This window comes from Amycolatopsis sp. NPDC049159 (assembly GCF_040648295.1).
Taxonomy (GTDB): domain Bacteria; phylum Actinomycetota; class Actinomycetes; order Mycobacteriales; family Pseudonocardiaceae; genus Amycolatopsis; species Amycolatopsis pretoriensis_A.
Genome location: NZ_JBEZDL010000007.1, coordinates 1 through 17,353, shown reverse-complemented (window position 1 = coordinate 17,353; position 17,353 = coordinate 1). Strand labels below are relative to the sequence as shown.

Sequence of the window (17,353 nt, the reverse complement as noted above, 5' to 3'; positions counted from 1 at the left end):
CCGCCCGCTGTGAAAGACCGACGATCAAATCGTGACCGGCACACAACGGTCCCGGTTGAGCGTTTCCCGCCCCCGGTCAGGTTCGGCGTCTCGGCTGCCACTTCCGGTCGATCAGCTTTGGGGGCGCTTGAAGACCTCGGTCGGCAACCCCAGGTTCTCGACGATCCGCTCGGCCGCGTCCCCGAGCCGGGCGAAGTCGGTGCCCAGTGGCTCGATCACCAGGCGGCGGATGTTCGCCACGTGCGATGGGGACGCCGTCGCCAGGTGGGCGCGGCCCGCGTCGGTCAGGGTCGCCGTTGTGAAGCGGCGGCCTTGGCCGGTGCACACCTTCCTGGTCACCCACCCGCGGTCCTCCAGCCGGGCCACCGCGTGGGAGATCCGCGGCAGCGAGCCGTTGGCCATCTCCGCGATCTCGCTCATCCGCAGGCTTCTGCCCGGCACGACCGACAGCCGCGCCAAGATCATGTAGCCCAGCAGGGTCAGGTCGGCGTCCCGCAGCAGCTGGCTTTCCAGCGCTCCTGGCAGCGTGAGCAGCACCTTTGCGACGTTCACCCACGCGTGCCGCTCGTCGTCGCCGAGCCGGGCGAACGGTTCCACTGCTTCTTGCTCGTGCACGCTTGACTTTAACACGCAACTCAACCTACGTTGGGTTTAACACGCAACCCAAGGAGGAGCGATGCCGAGCACCGCCGCCCTGTCTCCCAGCACAGCTCTCCGCCTGGGGGTCGCCGTCGTGGCGGCCGCCGCCGTCAACACCGTCATCGCACTCGCCGCGTCCGCCCTCGACGACGGCGGCACCGGGATGGGCCTCAACCCCGCGGCCTACCTGCCCGCGACGGTGCTCGGCGTGCTCATCGGCGCGGCCGGCTGGGGCCTGATCGCCCGCCGAAGCCCGCGGGCGCTGCGGGTCGTGGTGCCCGTCGTGCTGGTCCTGACGTGGATCCCGGACGTGCTCCAGCTGACCGCGGGCGCGACCGCCGCCAACGTCGCCGGGCTGATGCTGATGCACCTGGCGGTCACCGGCGCGGTCGTCCTCGCCCTCCGTCCGACCCTGCGGGTGCCGGTCGTGCCGGCGCCGGCACCCCATGTGGGCTGACGTCGGACGGCCTCCGTCCCGTCGTGGCGGGCACCGACGGGGGCGGCCTGCGGGCACGGGGGCCCGCCGCGCTGGTCGCGGCCGGGGCCAGAACCCCCGGCGCCGGCCAGCTGCTGGGTTGCGCCCGGCAGCCGGACTGATCAGACCTGTTCACTCAGCTCGAAGAGCGTGCCGCAGCCTTGGAGGCGCCGGTGCAGCGCCGCCGTGAGGCGCTGTGGGTCCTCGGCAGGTACCGGCCGCGACCTGGATCAGTCGGCCCCGGAGGGCTTTCTCGGGGTTCCGCGCGGGGGGTCAAGCAGCGCGGCGCGGGGCTCGACGGCTCACCCTCTTGGGTGGTGACTCGGAGAGCGCCGACGAAGCCGTCAGCCTCCCAGCTGAACGAGCCGTCGATTCGCTCGGGGCGGCATGGCGGCTCACCGAGGCCGTTCGACTACGTGACGCCTGCGTGGAATCACGGTGCGTCGCAAATAGTCGAGGTGCGAAGAGTTGACTGTGCGTGATTGAGATGACACGGGCGAGGTAGCGATCTGTAACTCCGTCGTGACACAGACCCTTTCAAGTGCACGGACTGCGATGTAGCATCGGTCCGATCAAGCCGACGGATCAAGCCGGACGGCACAGTCGCCCTGGACGGTGTGCCCGTCCACTCCGAGAGTGCCGAGGGGTCAGGCCCATGGAGTCCGCAGTAGTCGGCCGCGCGCTGCGCGGAATTCTGGTCGTCGTCCTGTTGCTGGCCGGCAGCGTGGGCACCGCGGGGGCGGTGACCGCGCCCGCCGATGGCCCATCGGCCAAGGAGAAGGAGCGCACCTCGCTCGCCGACGTCGCCAAGACGCCGGAGCCGCAGGTGCCCGACAAGTCGTGGCAGGTCGACGGGAACGGGACGTTCACCGACTCGATCGCGATCCGGGTCCCGGCCTTCCACGACATCACCCCGCAGTTCTCGCTGGCCTACGATTCGTCCGCCCTCAACGGGCTGGCCGGGGTCGGCTGGACGCTGAGCGGCCTCAGCGAGATCGAACGGGCCGGCGCCGGCAAGGGCGCCCCCCGCTACGACGCCTCGGACGTCTACCTCGCGGACGGCGAGGAGCTCGTGCCCTGCGTCGCCGGCAGCGTGAGCCCGAGCTGCACCTCGGGTGGCACGCACGCGACCAGGAACGAGTCCTTCCGGAAGTTCGCGCTGACCGGCACCGGAGCCGCCAGCCGGTGGACCTTGACCGCGAAGGACGGCGTCAAACGCGTCTACGCGCCCGTGCTGTCGGCCGGGACCGATCTCGTCTACCGGTGGGGCCTGAACCAGGTCGTCGACCCGAAGGGCAACACGGTCACCTACAACTGGGCGGCCAACCAGTTCGCGTGCTGCTGGGAGTACCTCGATTCGGTCACCTACAACGGGACGACGGTCAAGTTCACCTACGAGCAGCGCACCGACACCGACCTGCGGGCGATGGGCAACGGCGGCATCCGGACCGTCCAGGGCCGCATCAAGACCATCGACGTGAGCGTCGGCGGCAGCCGGGTCCGCGCGTACAAGCTGACCTACGCCACCAGTGACGCGACGGGACGGTCACTCCTGTCGGCCGTGCAGCAGTTCGGCACCGACGCCGTCCTGGACGCCGCGGGCACCGTCACCGGCGGCACCGCGATGCCACCCGTGACGGCGACCTACCAGGCCGGCGCGCCCGCGTTCGTCTCCGGCAGCAACAACCAGGCGTTCACCGGCAACAACAACGCCGCCAAAGACTTCCCGATGGACATCAACGGCGACGGCAAGACCGACATGCTGGAGCTGTGGCCGAACTTCGGGACCTACCAACGCAAGACGTGGCTGTCCGACGGCACCGACTTCACGCTGGCGTCGGCGGAAGGCGCGACGTCGCTCAACGAGAACGCGCGCTACCTGCCGGGTGACTTCACCGGCGACGGGAAGTCCGACCTGCTGGAGTTCTCCCCCTCCGGCCTGGGTCTGGCGCGGCAGCTGTGGGTGTCCACCGGCACCGGCTTCACGGCGGGTTCGACCGGCGCGGCCCAGGGCCGCAACGACGCGAACGCGCGCTTCCTCCCGATGGACGTCAACGGCGACGGCAAGACCGACGTCCTGGAACTGTATTCCTGCGGCATCTTCCCGGTGAACTACTGCCGCGCGACGTGGCTTTCGGACGGGACCACCTTCACCCTCGCCTCCAACGACGCCGGCATCGCCTACGACGCGAACCGGCAGTTCGAGGCCGCCGACGTCAACGGCGACGGCAAGACCGACTTCGTCGAACTGTCGCCCGCGCTCTTCGGCGCCGGCAACCGGCACATCTGGCTGTCCACCGGAACCGGCTTCGTCTCCGGGGCGAGCGACTCCGGCATCTCCTGGAGCGCGCCGAACGCGGAAGGCGCCGGCAGCCGGTTCCTGATGATGGACGTCAACGACGACGACAAAGTCGACATGGTCGAGCTCTACCCGCTGTTCGGCACGTACACCCGCCGGACGTGGCTCTCCACCGGCTACAGCTACAAACTGGGCGCCACCGACACGAGCATGGCCTACGCCGAGACGTCCAAGCAGCTCGTGATGGACGTCAACGGCGACCACCGGATGGACATGGTCGCCCTCTCCCCGGGATTCCTGGGGGCGTCGACGAAACGCGACATCTGGCTGTCCACCGGCTCCGGCTTCACGCCCGGCGCGAGCGACCCGACGATGGGTACCTACTCCTGCAGCAAGGGCACCTGCACCAGCGACTTCCTCGAAATGGACGTCAACGGCGACATGCGCACGGAGATGGTGGAGCTCTACAACACCAACTTCGGCCTCAACAAGGGGCGCCACATCTGGAACATGGGCGGTGCGGCGACCGACGTGCTGACCTCCCGCACCAACGAGTGGGGCGACAAGACGACGGTGAGCTACCAGCCGTCGTCGGCGTGGGCGAACACGAACAACCCGCCGCTGACCCAGACCGTGTCCGCCGTGACCGACGACGCCGGCCCGGGTGGCGCCGCGACCACGAACTACAGCTACTCCGGCGGGGCTTACCACCACCCGGAGCGCACGTTCCTCGGGTTCCGCACGCAGCGGGAGACCAAGCCGTGCAACGCGGGCGAGACGCAGTGCCCGTACGTCGACACGACGTTCCGCCAGGACCTCGCCGCGATCGGCCGGCCCGAACGCGTCGAGAACCACGGCGGCGACGGCGCGCTGCTGAGCTCGACGGTCACCGACTACGTCACCAACGGCACGACCGTGCCGAGGACGGCGCTGCCGACCGGCACGATGGAGACCGCGTACACCGGCAAGAGCGCGGTGTGCCCCGGAGCGGACTGCAAGCGCAGCTACACGAGCCGGGCGTACAACGCCTACGGCGAAGTGGTGACCCAGATCGAGAACGGCGACAACGAGCAGGCGGGTGACGAGCGCACGACGGTGACCACGTTCGTGCCCAACACGGCCGCCTACATCGTGAACAAGCCGGCCGCGGTGAAGGTCGTCGCCGGGGTCGGCGCCGGCGGGACGAAGCTCAGCGAGACCCGCACCGGGTACGACGGCGCGGCGTGGGACCAGGCTCCCGCGGCCGGTTACGCGACGTCGTCGGCCCAGTGGCTTTCGACCCGGGACGCGTTCGTCGGGACGGGCAAGGAGTACGACGCGTGGGGCAACCTCACCGCTGAGATCGACGCGCTCGGCGGGCGCACCACACTCGGCTACGACCCGGCGTACCACAGTTTCCAGACCTCGGAGACCAACGCGCTGTCCCAGACGGTCGACGCGACGTGGGATCCCGTCTGCGGCACGCCGACCCAGGTGAACGACCTCAACCGGCAGGCGACCACGGTCACCTACGACCCGCTGTGCCGGGCGGCCGAAACCACCCAGCCCGGCGGCAAGTTCGAACGCCACAAGTGGGTGGACGTCGGCGATCCGGCCAAGCAGTACGAGCAGGTCGAGAAGCCGGCCGCGGACGGGACGGGCGTCCCGCAGTGGAGCCGCCGCTACGTGGACGGTCTGCAGCGCCCGTACCGCACCGCGGACAAGGGCCCGGACGCGGCGACCGGTGACATCTACGTCGACACGGCGTACAGCGCCCGCGGCCAGGTCGCGTCGAGGACCGCGCCGTACTACTGGGTGGCGGGCACCGCGCAGCCGGTGACGTACCCGACGCTCACCGCCTACGACGGGCTCGACCGGGTGGTCAAGACCACGCTGCCGGGTGGCGCGGTCCAGACCAAGAGCTACGGCCCGTGGTCGACCACCAGCACCGACGAGAACGGCCACGCCACGACCGACCGCCTGGACGCCTACGGCAAGCGCGCCGAGCGCCAGGAGACGGTCGGCGGCAAGCCCGTGACCGCGCGGTACGACTACGACCTGCGGGGAAACCTCGCGAAGTCCACCGACCCGTCCGGGGCCGTCATCACCTACACCACCGACTCGTTCGGGCGGCAGACGAAGGTGGCGGACCCGGACAAGGGCGTCACCACCTACGAGTGGGACGACGCCGGCCGCGCGGTCGCGCAGACCGACGCGAACAACCAGCGCACGACGTTCACCAACGACAAGCTGGGCCGCAAGACCGCCAAGACGACCAACGCGGGGACCGCGTCCGCCGCGACGGTGTCCTGGACCTACGACCAGGTCCGCGCCGGCTACGCCAACGTCGGCAAGGTCACCGCGAACACGGACGCGGCCGGCACCCGGACGTTCGACTACGACGCCCTCGGCCACACCGTCAAGACCGTGCGGACCGTGGGCGCCGCGAGCTACGAGTTCCGGTACGGCTTCGACGCGGGCGACCGCAAGCTGTGGACCACCTACCCCGACGGGGACACGCAGGGCACCGCGGCGGCGCCGTTGCGCTACGACAGCGCGGGCCGGCTCACGGCGATCCCCGGCTACGTCACCTCGGCGACCTACAACGCCGACGGCAAGGTGACCCGGATCGCCAACGCCAACGGCACCACGACCACCCGCCCGCACGACGCGGAACGCGGCTGGCTCACCGGCATCGAGACGAAGTCGGGCGCGAACGTCGTGCAGGACAACGAGTTCACCCGCGACGCGAGCGGCAACATCACGAAGGTCACCAGCCCGTTCCCCGACGAGAGCTGGAGCTACACCTACGACGACGGCGGCCGGCTCACCAGCGCGACCGACGACGCCGGCCCGGCGAACAACCAGTCCCTCACCTACGATGCGGCCGGCAACATCGCCTCGAACTCCCGGACCGGTGCCTACGCCTACGACCCGGCGCACCCGCACGCGGTGAGCACCGCCGGGGCGAACGCCTACACCTACGACGCGGCGGGCAACATGACCTCCGGCGCCGGCCGCACCCTCACCTGGAACGGCGACGGGCTGCTCGCTTCGGTCGTCAAGGGCGGAGTCACGTCGACGTTCACCTACGACGCCGACGACACCCGGCTCCAGCAGGTCGAGGGCGGCGTCACCCGCCGCTACCTCGGCGTCGACTACGAGGTGAACGTCACCGCCGGCACGACCACCAAGTACATCTCGATCGAGGGCACGCCGGTGGCCCGGGTCGACGGCGGGACGAAGTACTGGGTGCACACCGACATCCAGGGCTCGGTGCAGGCCGAGACCGACGCCGCGGGGGTGGAGGTCCACCGCAAGAAGTACCGGCCCTTCGGCGAGGTCCTGTCGGCCGGTGGGTCGCTGCCCTTCGAGTCGCGCGGCTTCATCGCCGAACGCCAGGACTCGACCGGGCTGGTGTACCTCAACGCCCGCTACTACGACCCGCAGCTCGGCCGGTTCATCTCGCCCGACCCCACCATCGACGGCGAAGACACCATCGGCCTCAACCGGTACGCCTACGCCGCGAACGACCCGGTGAACCAGGTCGACCGCACCGGCCTCTCGTGCCAGAAGGCGGACGGCAACAAGTGCGACCCGGAGAACGAACCCAAGATCACCCGGTCGGAGATCATCGCCCGGGCGCAGTACTGGGTCGACCACAAGCCAGGGCCGTACTACGACCCGGACAACTTCGCCCCCGGTGACAACGGTTTCTCGCCCGGACCGGGTGACGGTCGCGTCTACCGCCGCGACTGCTCCGGGTACGTCTCGATGGCGTTCCACCTCAGCTGGAGCGCGAGCACGTACACCCTGCCCTACTACGGGGAAAAGATCGACCGCTCCGAGCTCCAGGCCGGGGACATCCTGAACTCGACCACCGAACACGTCCTGCTCTTCCACAAGTGGCTCGACGACAAGGGGAACTTCGAGTACTACTCGTTCGGCGCGACCCCGGTGAAGCGCGCCACGGCCAACATCAACGACTCCACCCTCGACAGCCACGCGAACGGCAACTACCAGGCGTACCGCTACGTCAACGTCGTCGACGACCCGCCGCCGCCACCCGGCGTCATCGGGAATTCCGTCGGCCGTTCGCCGTTTTCCTGACGGCCCGCGCCCGCGTGCTCCTGTCCGAGCAGTTCCTCCTGGAGGGAACCCGATCACCGGCTCGCCAGCCAACCTGACCCAGCACTCGGACGCAGTCGGCGAGCGTCTGCGGTCAAAGTGCGGGGATGGTCCCGGCCCAGGGCCCGCGGCATCGACCCGAATCGTGTTCGGGAAGGACGGTGATGCTCCAGTGCTCGAGGCCGGCGGGGTTGGGGTCATCGAGCGGTGGGGTGAACCTGGCGGGGGACACCAGCAGACGACGAGTTACGACGACATCGCGGCGGCCGGACACCGGCACGGTGAACTGTGTACCTGGTCGGACGTATTCGGGATTTCCGAACTGCGGCCCGCTACCGGTGAAGGCGTCGCGGTGCTTTCGCAGAAGTGGCTCGTCCGCCGAACCTGGTGTGCCGATCGGCTCGGCGGGGAACTCGATGTCGACGGTGACGGCGTTGACGAGGAAGAACAGGCCGGGGTGGACGGCGACGGTGCGGTGAACCCGTCGGATCACGGTCATGGATCGCACGCTAGCTCGGCGGCCACCAACCGGCACCTGCGGCTGCTGGTCGAGACCGACGGCTATCTCCGCCCCCAAGAGGCGGCGGCTATGAGCGCAGAGGTCGACGCGGTGATCGACCGCTACCGCCGCGAGCCCGCCGGCGGTGGGGGTCAGTGCCCCCGAAGTCCGATCCTTCCTGGTCGCCGGCGACTGCATGCCGACCGGTGGACCGCCAGAGTCGTTGCCGTCGTCACGGGAACGCTTTGTGCCAGCCGTGTTCGCGGTCGCGGTGAGTCTCTGCCGTAGCCAAGGCGGTCGAGCAACTCGGCTCCCCGCAGGCTTTGCGCCAAGAGACGGAACCTGAGATCCAGATCGTGGCTCGCGCCCACGCTGTACGCCCGATCCCCGCCGGGTGGCTGCTACCGCCTGATCACGCCGCTCACCGGCACAAGAAATAGGAGCGATAGCCAGCTTGTTCGCCATCCGGCGATCGAGGTTGGGGTGAAGTCGTGGGCCTGCGCCACTCGTTCGCCGCAGTGGGAGCGTCACTGGCGTCGGGATACTGGCGGTGTGAACCACGACCCAGCCGACGGTGAGTACGAGGAGATCGCGAGGATCCTCGGCCTGAGCTCCGGCACGGCGAACGTCATCCGCGGTCCGGTGTCAGGCACGGTGGTGCAGGCGGGCACGATCGGCTCGCTGCACGTGCACCACGAAGGCTTGACACGGCCCCGGCAGTCGGACCACCTCGCGATGTGCGTCGCGCGGGTGTTGTCGCGGGTGGACGAGCCCGCCGGCGTGGCGATGGTGGTCGACCGGCGCACACTGGTCACCGACATCGAGGTCGTGAGCCGGGTGCTCGGAGCCGACGCGACGCCAGGCGGGTCGATCACCGTGGACTTCCCGCTGCTGGCTCCGGGCCGCACGCACACGGCTGTGGTCGAACGGTGGCGGCCCGACGGGCTCGACATCGCAGTGCTGAGGCTGACGAGCGCGCCGACGCAGCGACTGCTGCGGGTGTGGCTGGTCGACCCGGGCAACTGCTGGGGCCACCGAGCCGGGCTGGTCGCGATCGGCCTCGGCGCACCGGACGGCGTCCCCGTCAATGCGGTGCTGCTGGCGCACCAGGACGAGAACACGATCGCGATCGACATCCAGGCGCCAGCGCGGCCGGACCTTCTCGGCTCTCCGGTGTGGGACGACGACGCGGCGGGAATCGTCGGCGTCGCGGTCCGCGGGAGCCGGGTCCTGTCCGGGCGCCGGATCGCTGCCGCCGTCGGGCTGGACCTCGGACCGGTCATCGCCCTGGCTCCGCCCGATGACGCCCGCGCCCGGCGAGCCCTGCGGCTCGGGTTCGCGCACGTGCTCAGCGCCCGGCTGGAAGCCCTTCCCGCCGGCGAGGACCGCGACCGCCAAGTGGATGCCCTGCTGCAGGAGTCCGCCGACCACGCCGACTTCCTCGGTGTGGACCTGCCCCAGTCGGCGCCGGACCCTGATCCGCGCGTCGGCGTCCTGCTCGGCCGAATCCGTGACGGACACGCGGTGCGGAACCGGCTGGCCCGCACGCACGGCCCTGGGGTCGCGGCGGCGCACTGGGTGGGCGTGCGGCTCGCGGCCGTGTCGGAGAAGCTGGCGCCCGTCGACGACCGCGCCCGCGACGCCGATGGGATCGCGACCGGGTGCCGCACCTCGGGTCTTCCGGACGACCTCGCTCAACGAACCGCCGACCTGGTGCGCCAGCCCTCAGCCGCCGCCGCGGACCTCTCGGACGTCTGGCGCTGTCGCGACGAGTTGGTGGGCTGGTGGGACGAGCGGCTGGCGACCGACCGATGGACCCGGGCCGCCCAGCGCGACCTGTGGGGCTACACCCGCTCCGCCGCGTTCGCCGGGATAGCCAGAGCGCGCGGTGTCGACACCCGTTTCGCCGCGACCGCCCGCCGGCACGCCGATGCGCTCGACATCGACGTCCCGGCCCTGTTCGACCGCACCGGCGACACGGTGACCGACGACGTTCGGGCGCTGCACTACATCCTGGAGGAGATCCCCGCCCCCATAACGCGCGCGATGGTTGCGCGCTACGGCCCGACCGCGGATCGCATCCTGTCCCTGTCCCGCCGCCTGTTCGGCTGGCTGCTCTACCCCGAACCGGAGCTCTGCCGCGACCTGGCCACCACCATCACCGACACGTGCCACGCGTTGCGTCTCCCGAACACCCTGGGCGCCCCGCACTCGTCCAGTCTCGCAGGCGATGCCGACTACGACACCGCGTCGAGCGCGATCCTGGCCTTCGACCGGGAACTGCGGACGTTCCTCGACCAGGCGGTTCGCACCTGGGCATGAACAAGCTGATGGCGCGCCCGTCTTGGTCATCGCAAACGCCGCGGCTACCTGAGCAGGGAGGAGACCGGGGCGGAGTAGCGACGCGGGCCGGGCACTCCACCGCCGTCGGCGCGCAAACCGTCGCGCAGCTCCAGCTAGGTGTACCTCAGTAGGTGGCGCAGAGCCGGTCGCGGATGGATCGACAGCATGGCCTGCGGGGACGGCTGTTCGAACCACGTTGCCCCATCGGTCGCCGGGATGCGGCCCGGGTAGCTGCCGTCGGCAGTGTGGCAGCTACCCGTGCCTGGCTCCCGTGGCTGCCGTGAAATCATGACACCGCAAGTATTCTTTGATGCGCACGGCGAGACACGTTGGTGGCGATTTGCCGTTTCAAAGCTCTGCCTGGTTCGTGTAGGTTACTTCTCTTCAGGGGTTGCGTTTGATCGATCTCAGCCGCACCAGGTGTTGCCGGTGTAACTGAGGTTGCTCGACAGCACCCAGCCCCATTTGGAGCTGCCGGTGTTGAATCCGTAGTAGCGCGGGTTTCCTTGGATGCGAACGTTGATCAGGTCGCCGACGTACGCATCGCCCACGTAGTTTCCGCCGGACTCGGCGTCCGTCATGTTTCCGGGGTTTGTCACGCGGTACTGCCACACGGTCGAGCACCGGGCTTGTGTGGTCGATGCGTGTGCGGACGGAGCGATGTCTCCGCCGGCGGTCGCAACGCCGATCGCGGACATGGCGACGGCGATGAGGCAAAGCTGTCTCAGCATGATTGTTCCCTCCCTCGGGCAGAAATTTGCTGGCGAGCAACACTGTAGGGCAGGAATTGCTGACTTTTTGGCGTTTCCTGTCAGACTGCCTGATTGGTCCAGGGCGGTCGTCTGTTCTTCTTGATCGTGATACGCAGTGCAGTTGAACAAATGCGCCGGTGGAATGAATCAAGCTGCGGTCGGGTGAATGAGCACGTCATCGATCGGTCCGGTACCGACCTGGGCCGGACCTCCTGTCGCGGGGATGGAGTCGAGGTGGCGTTCGACGAGGAAGATCGTGCTGCACGCGCAGATCGGCGAGCACGACGCCCGGGTGTGCTTACGCTGCCAGGAAATAGCCAAACCTGGCAATCGGACAGCCGGGAGCTGATCAGCCTGCCGATCGCGGTTGCTCGGCGGGGAACCGGACGCTCAGCAGCTCGTACGGAGGTACTGGTTCAGGGCCCAGCCGGTCCGGCCGTCGGCAGTGTGGACGTACGACCAGGGGCCCGCGTCCTCGTGGTGGTCCAGCGTGACGACGTCGCCGCGGGTGAGGTGGCCGATGTCGTGGCCGTCGCCGCCCGGGTGGTCGCGCAACGTCGCCGACTCCGCGCATTCGGACCGGCTCACCGTGGCGTGCGCCGCCGGGGTGGGCCGCAGCACCAGGTAGCCACCCGTCGCGGCCAGGGCCACGACCACGATCACCGCCGCCGCGAGCCACCAGCGGCGGGCCGGGGCGGGTGCGCGGCCGGTGGTCAAGGCGGCGGCGAATGCCGGGACGTCGGGGAAGCGGCGCGCCGGGTCCTTGGCCATGGCGCGGCGGACGACGGCGTCGAACCGGGCCGGGGCACCGGTGCGGCTCGGTGCCGGTGGTGGCTCCACCGCGACGGCCATGGCCAGCTCGGTCAGCGTCCGCTGCGGGTAGGGCCGCTGCCCGGTCAAGGCCGCGTACAGCAAGCCGCCGAGGGCGTAGACGTCGGTGCGGGGCGTTGCGCGTTCGCCGCGCCACTGCTCGGGGGCCATGTAGGTGACGGTGCCGGTCAGCTCGGCCGGTTCGTCGGCGGTCCGGTCGAGGCTGTGCAGCCAGTCCGCCTGCCCGAGCGAGCCGGTGCCGAGGGTGGCGTCCACCGTGGCGACCCGGGCGGCGAGGCCGAAGTCGGTGACGCGGGCGCGCAGCCCGTCGGCGGTCTCGGTGAGCAGGACGTTCGCGGGCTTGAGGTCGCGGTGCACGATCCCGGCCGCGTGCAGCGCCGCGACCGCGTCGGCCACTTGCCGCACCACCGCGACGGCCGTCGCGGTGTCGAGCGGCCCTTCGTCGAGCCGGCGCTGCAGGTCCGGGCCGTCGATGCGCTCCATGGCCAGCCACGCGCCGGCCTCCGGGTCGACGTCGAGGATGCGCACCACGCCCGGGTGGTCGATCGTGCCCGCGCGTCCGGCCTCCGCGCGCAGACGTTCGCCGTGGCCGGACACCGCTGTCAGCTCCGGGTGCAGCACCTTCAGGGCGACTTCGAGGCCGTCGGACTCCCGCGTGGCCGCGTACACGACCCCGGTGCCGCCTCGGCCGAGTTCGGGACCGAGCCGGTAGCCGGTGACCAAGGGGTGCGGCGATGCGGACACAGCGGGAAGGTTATCCGTTCGGGTGGGTTTCGGCCGTGTGTTCGGGATTCGCCGTCCTGGCCAGCTGCGCGAGTGCGGGCAGGACGCCGACGAGCCGGGCCCGGACGGCCGCCGGGGCGCTCTCGCCCGCCAGCGCGGCCAGCACGGTGCGGGCGTGGCGGCCGTCGTCGTCGGCCGGGGTGGCTTCGACGGCTGGCTCGAGCTCCCGCACCGCGGCGACGGCCTGGGCGAGCAGGTGCGGGCGCGGGTGCTCCTCCAGCAGCAGTGCGAGCAGGCGCAGAGCGCGCCGGGCGAGGCGGGCGGCCAGTTCGGGGGAGAGGGGCGCAGCCTCTCCTTCGCCGCGCCGGGCGCGCATCCGGTCGATCCACGGCTCGACGGCCGCGCCCTCCCAGATCGGGCCGGAGGAGAGCTCGGCGGTCGGTTCCGGGATGTCGTGGCTGCGGCGGCGGCGCCACACGGTCACGAGCTGGCGGCTGAGGCCGAGCGCGTCCGCGATCTCGGCCAGGCCGTAGTACGCCCGCCGTGGCGCCGTGTCCTGCTGCATCACGTGATCAATGTAGCTGGAGAAGTCACCACTTGCTATTTGCGATGACGCGACTTACCGTCGAGATGTCATCCAAAATAACGCGAAAGGATCGTTAAGATGACATCAAGGAGTGTTCTCGGCGGTGTCGCCGTCGCCCTGTCGGCGCTGGGGCTCGCGGCCGCCGCACCGGCCGCGTCGGGCGAGGCGATCACCGAACCGGTGACCGTGCACTGCGACCTGGCGCACTACTACGCGAACTACGACCAGGCCAACGACAAGTTCTACGGCGAGCAGACCGACTCCGTCGCCCGCGGCGGCACGATGAACCGCCGCATCAAGACCCCGTTCGAAGGGCCACGCGGGGTCGTCGTCTTCCACGTCGACCAGTGGTACTTCACCACCCGCGCCTGCCTCGGCTGACCCAAGGAACTTCCCCATGAACCGCAGGACCACGTTCGTCGCGGCGCTGGCGGCCACCGGCCTGGCCACCGCGCTGTGCGCCACGCCCGCCGCCCAAGCCAGTGAAGACGTCCTCTACGTCTGCCACGCCCAGGACACCTACGTCCGCGCGCAGCCGGTCGGGGAGATCGTCGGCACGATCTTCCACAGCCAGACCTTCCACCGGCTCGAGCCGACCACGCCCGGCGGCTGGATCAAGGGCTACGCCCCGGCGGTGCTCGACGGGCCGGCCGCGCAGCAGCACGGCCGCATCGACGGGTACGTCGACCACGACTACGTCTGCACGGGACCCCAGGACTGATGCGCGCGACCGCCCTCACCACCGCGCTCGCCGCCGCCCTGGCCGTCACGGCGTCGCCGGCGCAGGCCGCCGACGACACGCACTACACGACCTCGGCGACGCTGACCCAGGCGTCCTGCACCATTTACGAGAATTACCCGAAGGCCGGCGTGCCGGACCGCCACTGGGTCAAGGATCGCACCGCCGCCGACGGAACGCCGTACCACCTGGGAGTGCGCTACACCGTCAACGACTACGCGCTGGTGCTGGACTACGCCCGGTCCGACGCGGCCATCCACTGGGGGTTCACACCCGCGAGCTGCGTGGATCCGGGGTACGCGAAGGACACCCACGGCGCTCGCATCCCGGAGCTGCACGGCTTGGACAGCCACGACGCCGTCGTGGCCATCCCGTTCCAGCCCGCGCACGACGGTGACTCGGTGGCCACGATCCACGCCACCAGCGCGGGTTCGCTGCGCAGCGCCCCGCAGTCGTTCGTGATCGGCAACGTCCGCGACGGCGACGAGTTCCGCATCACGACGGCCCACTGCGGCTCGCACGCCCCGACGGCCTGGATCCTCGGCTACGCGCCGAGTTCCGGGCGGTGGGGGTACCTCGAGGCGATGCACTTGGCCGCCTGCACGTGACCCGTCCCGGGCCGGCCGGATCCGGCCGGTCCGGGTTCCGGCAGTGCGCGTGTGGTACCGGCGATTCCGCCGGAGACCTCGGAAATACGGCAGCGCGGTCGCTCTCTTCGATTTGGCCACGGCCCGAGCTGGGTGAACTGGTCTCGGACGAACGTGTAGCCGCCCTCATGGGTCTGTCCTTTGCCGACCGTACGGGCCGAGCACGCCACCAGCGACCGGGTGTGCCCGCTGTGCCGGGTGCGGGGATGTCCTGGGGGAGATCGGCGGTGTGCTCGGCCAGGAACGCCCGGGTGGTGGCGAAGTTCTGCAGCGACTCGAACGGTTTGACCTCCTCCTCGTACCCGACCGGCAGCAGCCGGTGGTGCGTGGTGGCGATCCGCGCTGCGGGCGGGCGGTCGAGCCCATCGAGCAGTTCTGCACCGAAGCGGCGTTGTTCCTTGCCAAGCCGAGCCATGTCGAAGGTGCCGCGGCGGCGCCAGCTCTCGCGCAATCTCAGGTATGCCGGGTTGTCGCCGAGCCACTCGGCCAGCGCGAAGAGCGCGTCGGCGATATCGGGCGGTGGTTGTTCGTCGACTCCACAGTAGTTCGCGCTGTTGAGTCCAAGGATGACGACCGCGCCCTCAGCCAGACGGGCGCGCCACTAGCGACGCCGCGCCTGGGGGAGTACCAGGGGCAGAGGCTCGGGCGCTGTCGATGTTGCCGCATCGCGCCGAGTGACTGCGGGGTAGTCACCGCGCCGACGTGCGTGGCCGGAAGGTGCGTTCGCTTTCGATTTCACCGTCGAGGTTGTGGACGATGTGCTTGACGCGTCGCTTTTTCGCGGCCTGCCGTCCGGCGACCACGGCGTCCACCCGGTGGGGTGAGGTGTTGGAAGCTCGAACGCCGCCCTCGATGTGGTTCTTCCACTGGCCGTCTTCGAAGTAGGTGTGGATGTCGCCTTCGGCCATGGAAACCCCTTCGTTCGGATGTACGGCAGCGAGGACGAGGCGGCCGCCCGAATGGTGCCGGCGGCGGTAGATGGCGCCCGGGCTGGGGTTGAACCCGGGGCTGTCACCGAAGGCGATCCCGGGGGATTCGGCATCGGTCGTACCTCACCATCTCGTGGATACCCGGGCGGGCGCGGTCGAACCGTTCCCGAGCGCCTTCACAGCGGTAGGTACTCGCCGCGCTGCAGGAGGTGGACCCGGGTAGCCGGCCGGCGGTCTCGCACCTCCTCCAAGAAGTTCGACACCGGGGAGTGGAACAAGCCGTAGTCGTCGAAGTGGACCGGGACCGCGCGGCGTGGTTCGAGCAGGTTCAGCAGGTCGACGCCGCCGCGGTGGTCGAGGGTGACCAGAACGCCGAAGGCGCGCGTACCGCCCAGGTGCACCACGGCGAGGTCGAGGTCGGGGAAGTGTTCGCGGATGGTGCGCAGTTCGTCGTGCAGCACCGTGTCGCCGCTGATGTAGATCCGCAGCGGCGGTGCGTCCGGGCCGGCGTGGTATTCGATGACGCTGCCCATCACCGGCGGCAGGACGCGCCGCATGAGCCCCGGGGCGTGCCGGGCAGGCACGGAGGTGATCGTCAGCCGGGCTTCGCCGTCGGTGAAGCTTTCGCTCATCCAGGTCGCCAGGGGGAGCGGGGCGTGGAAGCCGCGGCGGAGCAGGCGGCCGGCGGCGTGCTCGGTGGTGAGGATCGGGACGTCGCGGGGCAGCTCGCGGGAGGCGATCCGGTCGAAGTGGTCGCCGTGCAGGTGCGAGAGCACGACGGCGGTCAGCGGCGGCAGGTCGGCCGGCTGCAGAGCGGGTTCGGTGCGGCGGCGGGAAAACAGGCCTTGGCCGAAGTAGGACCACTGGCCGCGGTGCAGGAAGTTGGGGTCGGTCAGCAAGGTGAACGGGCCCAGCCGGAGCACCGTCGTCGCGGTCCCGACGAACATCAGGGAGTTGCCGGCGGGAACCTCGGACATCGGTGGTCCTTTCCAGGCGCGCCCGGGGCTCACTGGGGCTGGGGGACGGCGCCGAGACGCCGACGGAGTTCCGGGACGAACGCAGGATCGGTGCGGGCGAGTGTCGTGAGGTCGGTTTCCCGCGGGGTGCCACCGGTTCGGAGCACACCGTCGATGATCACTCCGGCCGCCGCGAGGGCCAGGCCGTCGTCGCCGATCGGCGGCAGGTCCACGAATTCGGGGGACCGGCGGGTCAGCACGAGGTCGAACACGCCGGCCGGGCCGCCGCGGCAGCAGTACCGCACGTGGTAGCGGGCGTGGTCGAGGGGCCGCACCTGCCAGACCGTGCACGCCGTGCTGAGGGACATGCCTGTCGATACCCGCCCGGGTCGGGGACAAACGAAGGAGTACCCAGGTCGGGTTAGCGGAAGACCGGGAATCCAGGCGTGCAGCTCTGCTGTTCGGCGTCGGTCTCGCTTCGGGCCCGCGTCGCGCGGTGCCTGTCGCAGGCGGGGCCGGTTACCTCGTGCTCTGGGCAGGCGCTGCTGGCCGGGCTCGTCACCTCGGCCGAGGACGCGGGATCTGGACGATCCAGAGCGGTGTGTTCCCCGAGAACATCGCGAGCCGGGAACTGCACCGCCGGGCCGGGTTCCGGGAGATCGGGGTTCGGCAGCGTGTCGGCTGCCATCACGCGTCATGATCGAACGCCGTAGCTCCCGCGTCGGGAACTAGCTGTGATGTTCAGGGACGTTGTCCCGAGCTGAGGTGACCCGGTGACGGCCTGTCGTGCAGACAGGTGAAGGCCTCCGGATGTGAAGTGGAGCTGTC

Annotated in this window: 14 protein-coding genes; 6 read left to right on the top strand and 8 right to left on the bottom strand. The window is 70.1% G+C overall.

The window, feature by feature from the left end:
* Positions 1-111: 111 nt before the first annotated feature.
* The gene (locus tag AB0B33_RS14680; protein ID WP_360771201.1) at positions 112-630 is read right to left on the bottom strand and encodes a MarR family transcriptional regulator; all 519 of its coding nucleotides are present in this window, start codon (positions 628-630) and stop codon (positions 112-114) included.
* Positions 631-676: 46 nt separating this feature from the next.
* Between AB0B33_RS14680 and AB0B33_RS14675 the strand changes: the two genes are divergently transcribed.
* Together AB0B33_RS14675 and AB0B33_RS14670 are read left to right on the top strand one after the other, a co-directional pair.
* Positions 677-1,096 carry a DUF6069 family protein gene (locus AB0B33_RS14675; protein ID WP_360771198.1) on the top strand — a complete coding sequence of 140 codons (420 nt, stop codon included), beginning with the start codon at positions 677-679 and terminating at the stop codon, positions 1,094-1,096.
* 673 nt (positions 1,097-1,769) lie between these two features.
* Positions 1,770-7,502, top strand: a complete 5,733-nt coding sequence (locus AB0B33_RS14670) for an RHS repeat-associated core domain-containing protein (RefSeq protein ID WP_360771195.1) — start codon at positions 1,770-1,772, stop codon at positions 7,500-7,502.
* A 112-nt stretch (positions 7,503-7,614) separates the two neighbouring features.
* Here the strand turns inward: AB0B33_RS14670 and AB0B33_RS14665 are convergent, their stop codons facing one another.
* The gene (locus tag AB0B33_RS14665; RefSeq protein ID WP_360771192.1) at positions 7,615-8,019 is read right to left on the bottom strand and encodes a hypothetical protein; all 405 of its coding nucleotides are present in this window, start codon (positions 8,017-8,019) and stop codon (positions 7,615-7,617) included.
* Positions 8,020-8,571: 552 nt separating this feature from the next.
* Here AB0B33_RS14665 and AB0B33_RS14660 point away from each other — a divergent pair.
* On the top strand, positions 8,572-10,341 hold the full coding sequence (locus AB0B33_RS14660) for a hypothetical protein (RefSeq protein WP_360771189.1): 1,770 nt from the start codon (positions 8,572-8,574) through the stop codon (positions 10,339-10,341).
* 428 nt (positions 10,342-10,769) lie between these two features.
* On the opposite strand, the gene AB0B33_RS14655 is transcribed toward AB0B33_RS14660, so the two are convergent.
* The 3 genes from AB0B33_RS14655 to AB0B33_RS14645 all read right to left on the bottom strand — a co-directional run bounded on the left by AB0B33_RS14655 (position 10,770) and on the right by AB0B33_RS14645 (position 13,236).
* Positions 10,770-11,093, bottom strand: coding sequence for a hypothetical protein (locus AB0B33_RS14655; protein WP_360771186.1), 324 nt, complete (start codon positions 11,091-11,093; stop codon positions 10,770-10,772).
* A gap of 411 nt (positions 11,094-11,504) precedes the next feature.
* A complete protein-coding gene (locus tag AB0B33_RS14650) occupies positions 11,505-12,689 on the bottom strand; it encodes a serine/threonine protein kinase (protein ID WP_360771182.1) in 1,185 nt (394 codons plus the stop codon).
* A gap of 10 nt (positions 12,690-12,699) precedes the next feature.
* Positions 12,700-13,236 carry a hypothetical protein gene (locus tag AB0B33_RS14645; protein ID WP_247022114.1) on the bottom strand — a complete coding sequence of 179 codons (537 nt, stop codon included), beginning with the start codon at positions 13,234-13,236 and terminating at the stop codon, positions 12,700-12,702.
* Between the two features lie 96 nt (positions 13,237-13,332).
* On the opposite strand from AB0B33_RS14645, the gene AB0B33_RS14640 reads away from it, so the two are divergent.
* From AB0B33_RS14640 to AB0B33_RS14630, 3 genes are read left to right on the top strand one after another with little or no spacing between them, the layout of a single operon-like run.
* Complete coding sequence (locus AB0B33_RS14640) at positions 13,333-13,635, top strand: hypothetical protein (RefSeq protein ID WP_247022115.1); 303 nt, start codon at positions 13,333-13,335, stop codon at positions 13,633-13,635.
* A 16-nt stretch (positions 13,636-13,651) separates the two neighbouring features.
* Complete coding sequence (locus AB0B33_RS14635; RefSeq protein WP_360771177.1) at positions 13,652-13,975, top strand: hypothetical protein; 324 nt, start codon at positions 13,652-13,654, stop codon at positions 13,973-13,975.
* Entirely contained in the window at positions 13,975-14,601 is a 627-nt protein-coding gene (locus AB0B33_RS14630) for a hypothetical protein (protein WP_360771174.1), read from the top strand. Before AB0B33_RS14635 ends, AB0B33_RS14630 begins: the two co-directional genes overlap by 1 nt.
* A gap of 728 nt (positions 14,602-15,329) precedes the next feature.
* On the opposite strand, the gene AB0B33_RS14625 is transcribed toward AB0B33_RS14630, so the two are convergent.
* The 3 genes from AB0B33_RS14625 to AB0B33_RS14615 all read right to left on the bottom strand — a co-directional run bounded on the left by AB0B33_RS14625 (position 15,330) and on the right by AB0B33_RS14615 (position 16,893).
* Positions 15,330-15,548, bottom strand: a complete 219-nt coding sequence (locus AB0B33_RS14625) for a DUF2188 domain-containing protein (protein WP_360771171.1) — start codon at positions 15,546-15,548, stop codon at positions 15,330-15,332.
* Positions 15,549-15,745: 197 nt separating this feature from the next.
* Positions 15,746-16,546: an MBL fold metallo-hydrolase gene (locus AB0B33_RS14620; protein WP_360771169.1), complete on the bottom strand. Its 801-nt coding sequence runs from the start codon at positions 16,544-16,546 to the stop codon at positions 15,746-15,748.
* 29 nt (positions 16,547-16,575) lie between these two features.
* Positions 16,576-16,893 (bottom strand): hypothetical protein, encoded by a 318-nt coding sequence (locus AB0B33_RS14615; RefSeq protein ID WP_360771166.1) that lies wholly within the window; start codon positions 16,891-16,893, stop codon positions 16,576-16,578.
* Between the last annotated feature and the right edge of the window lie 460 nt (positions 16,894-17,353).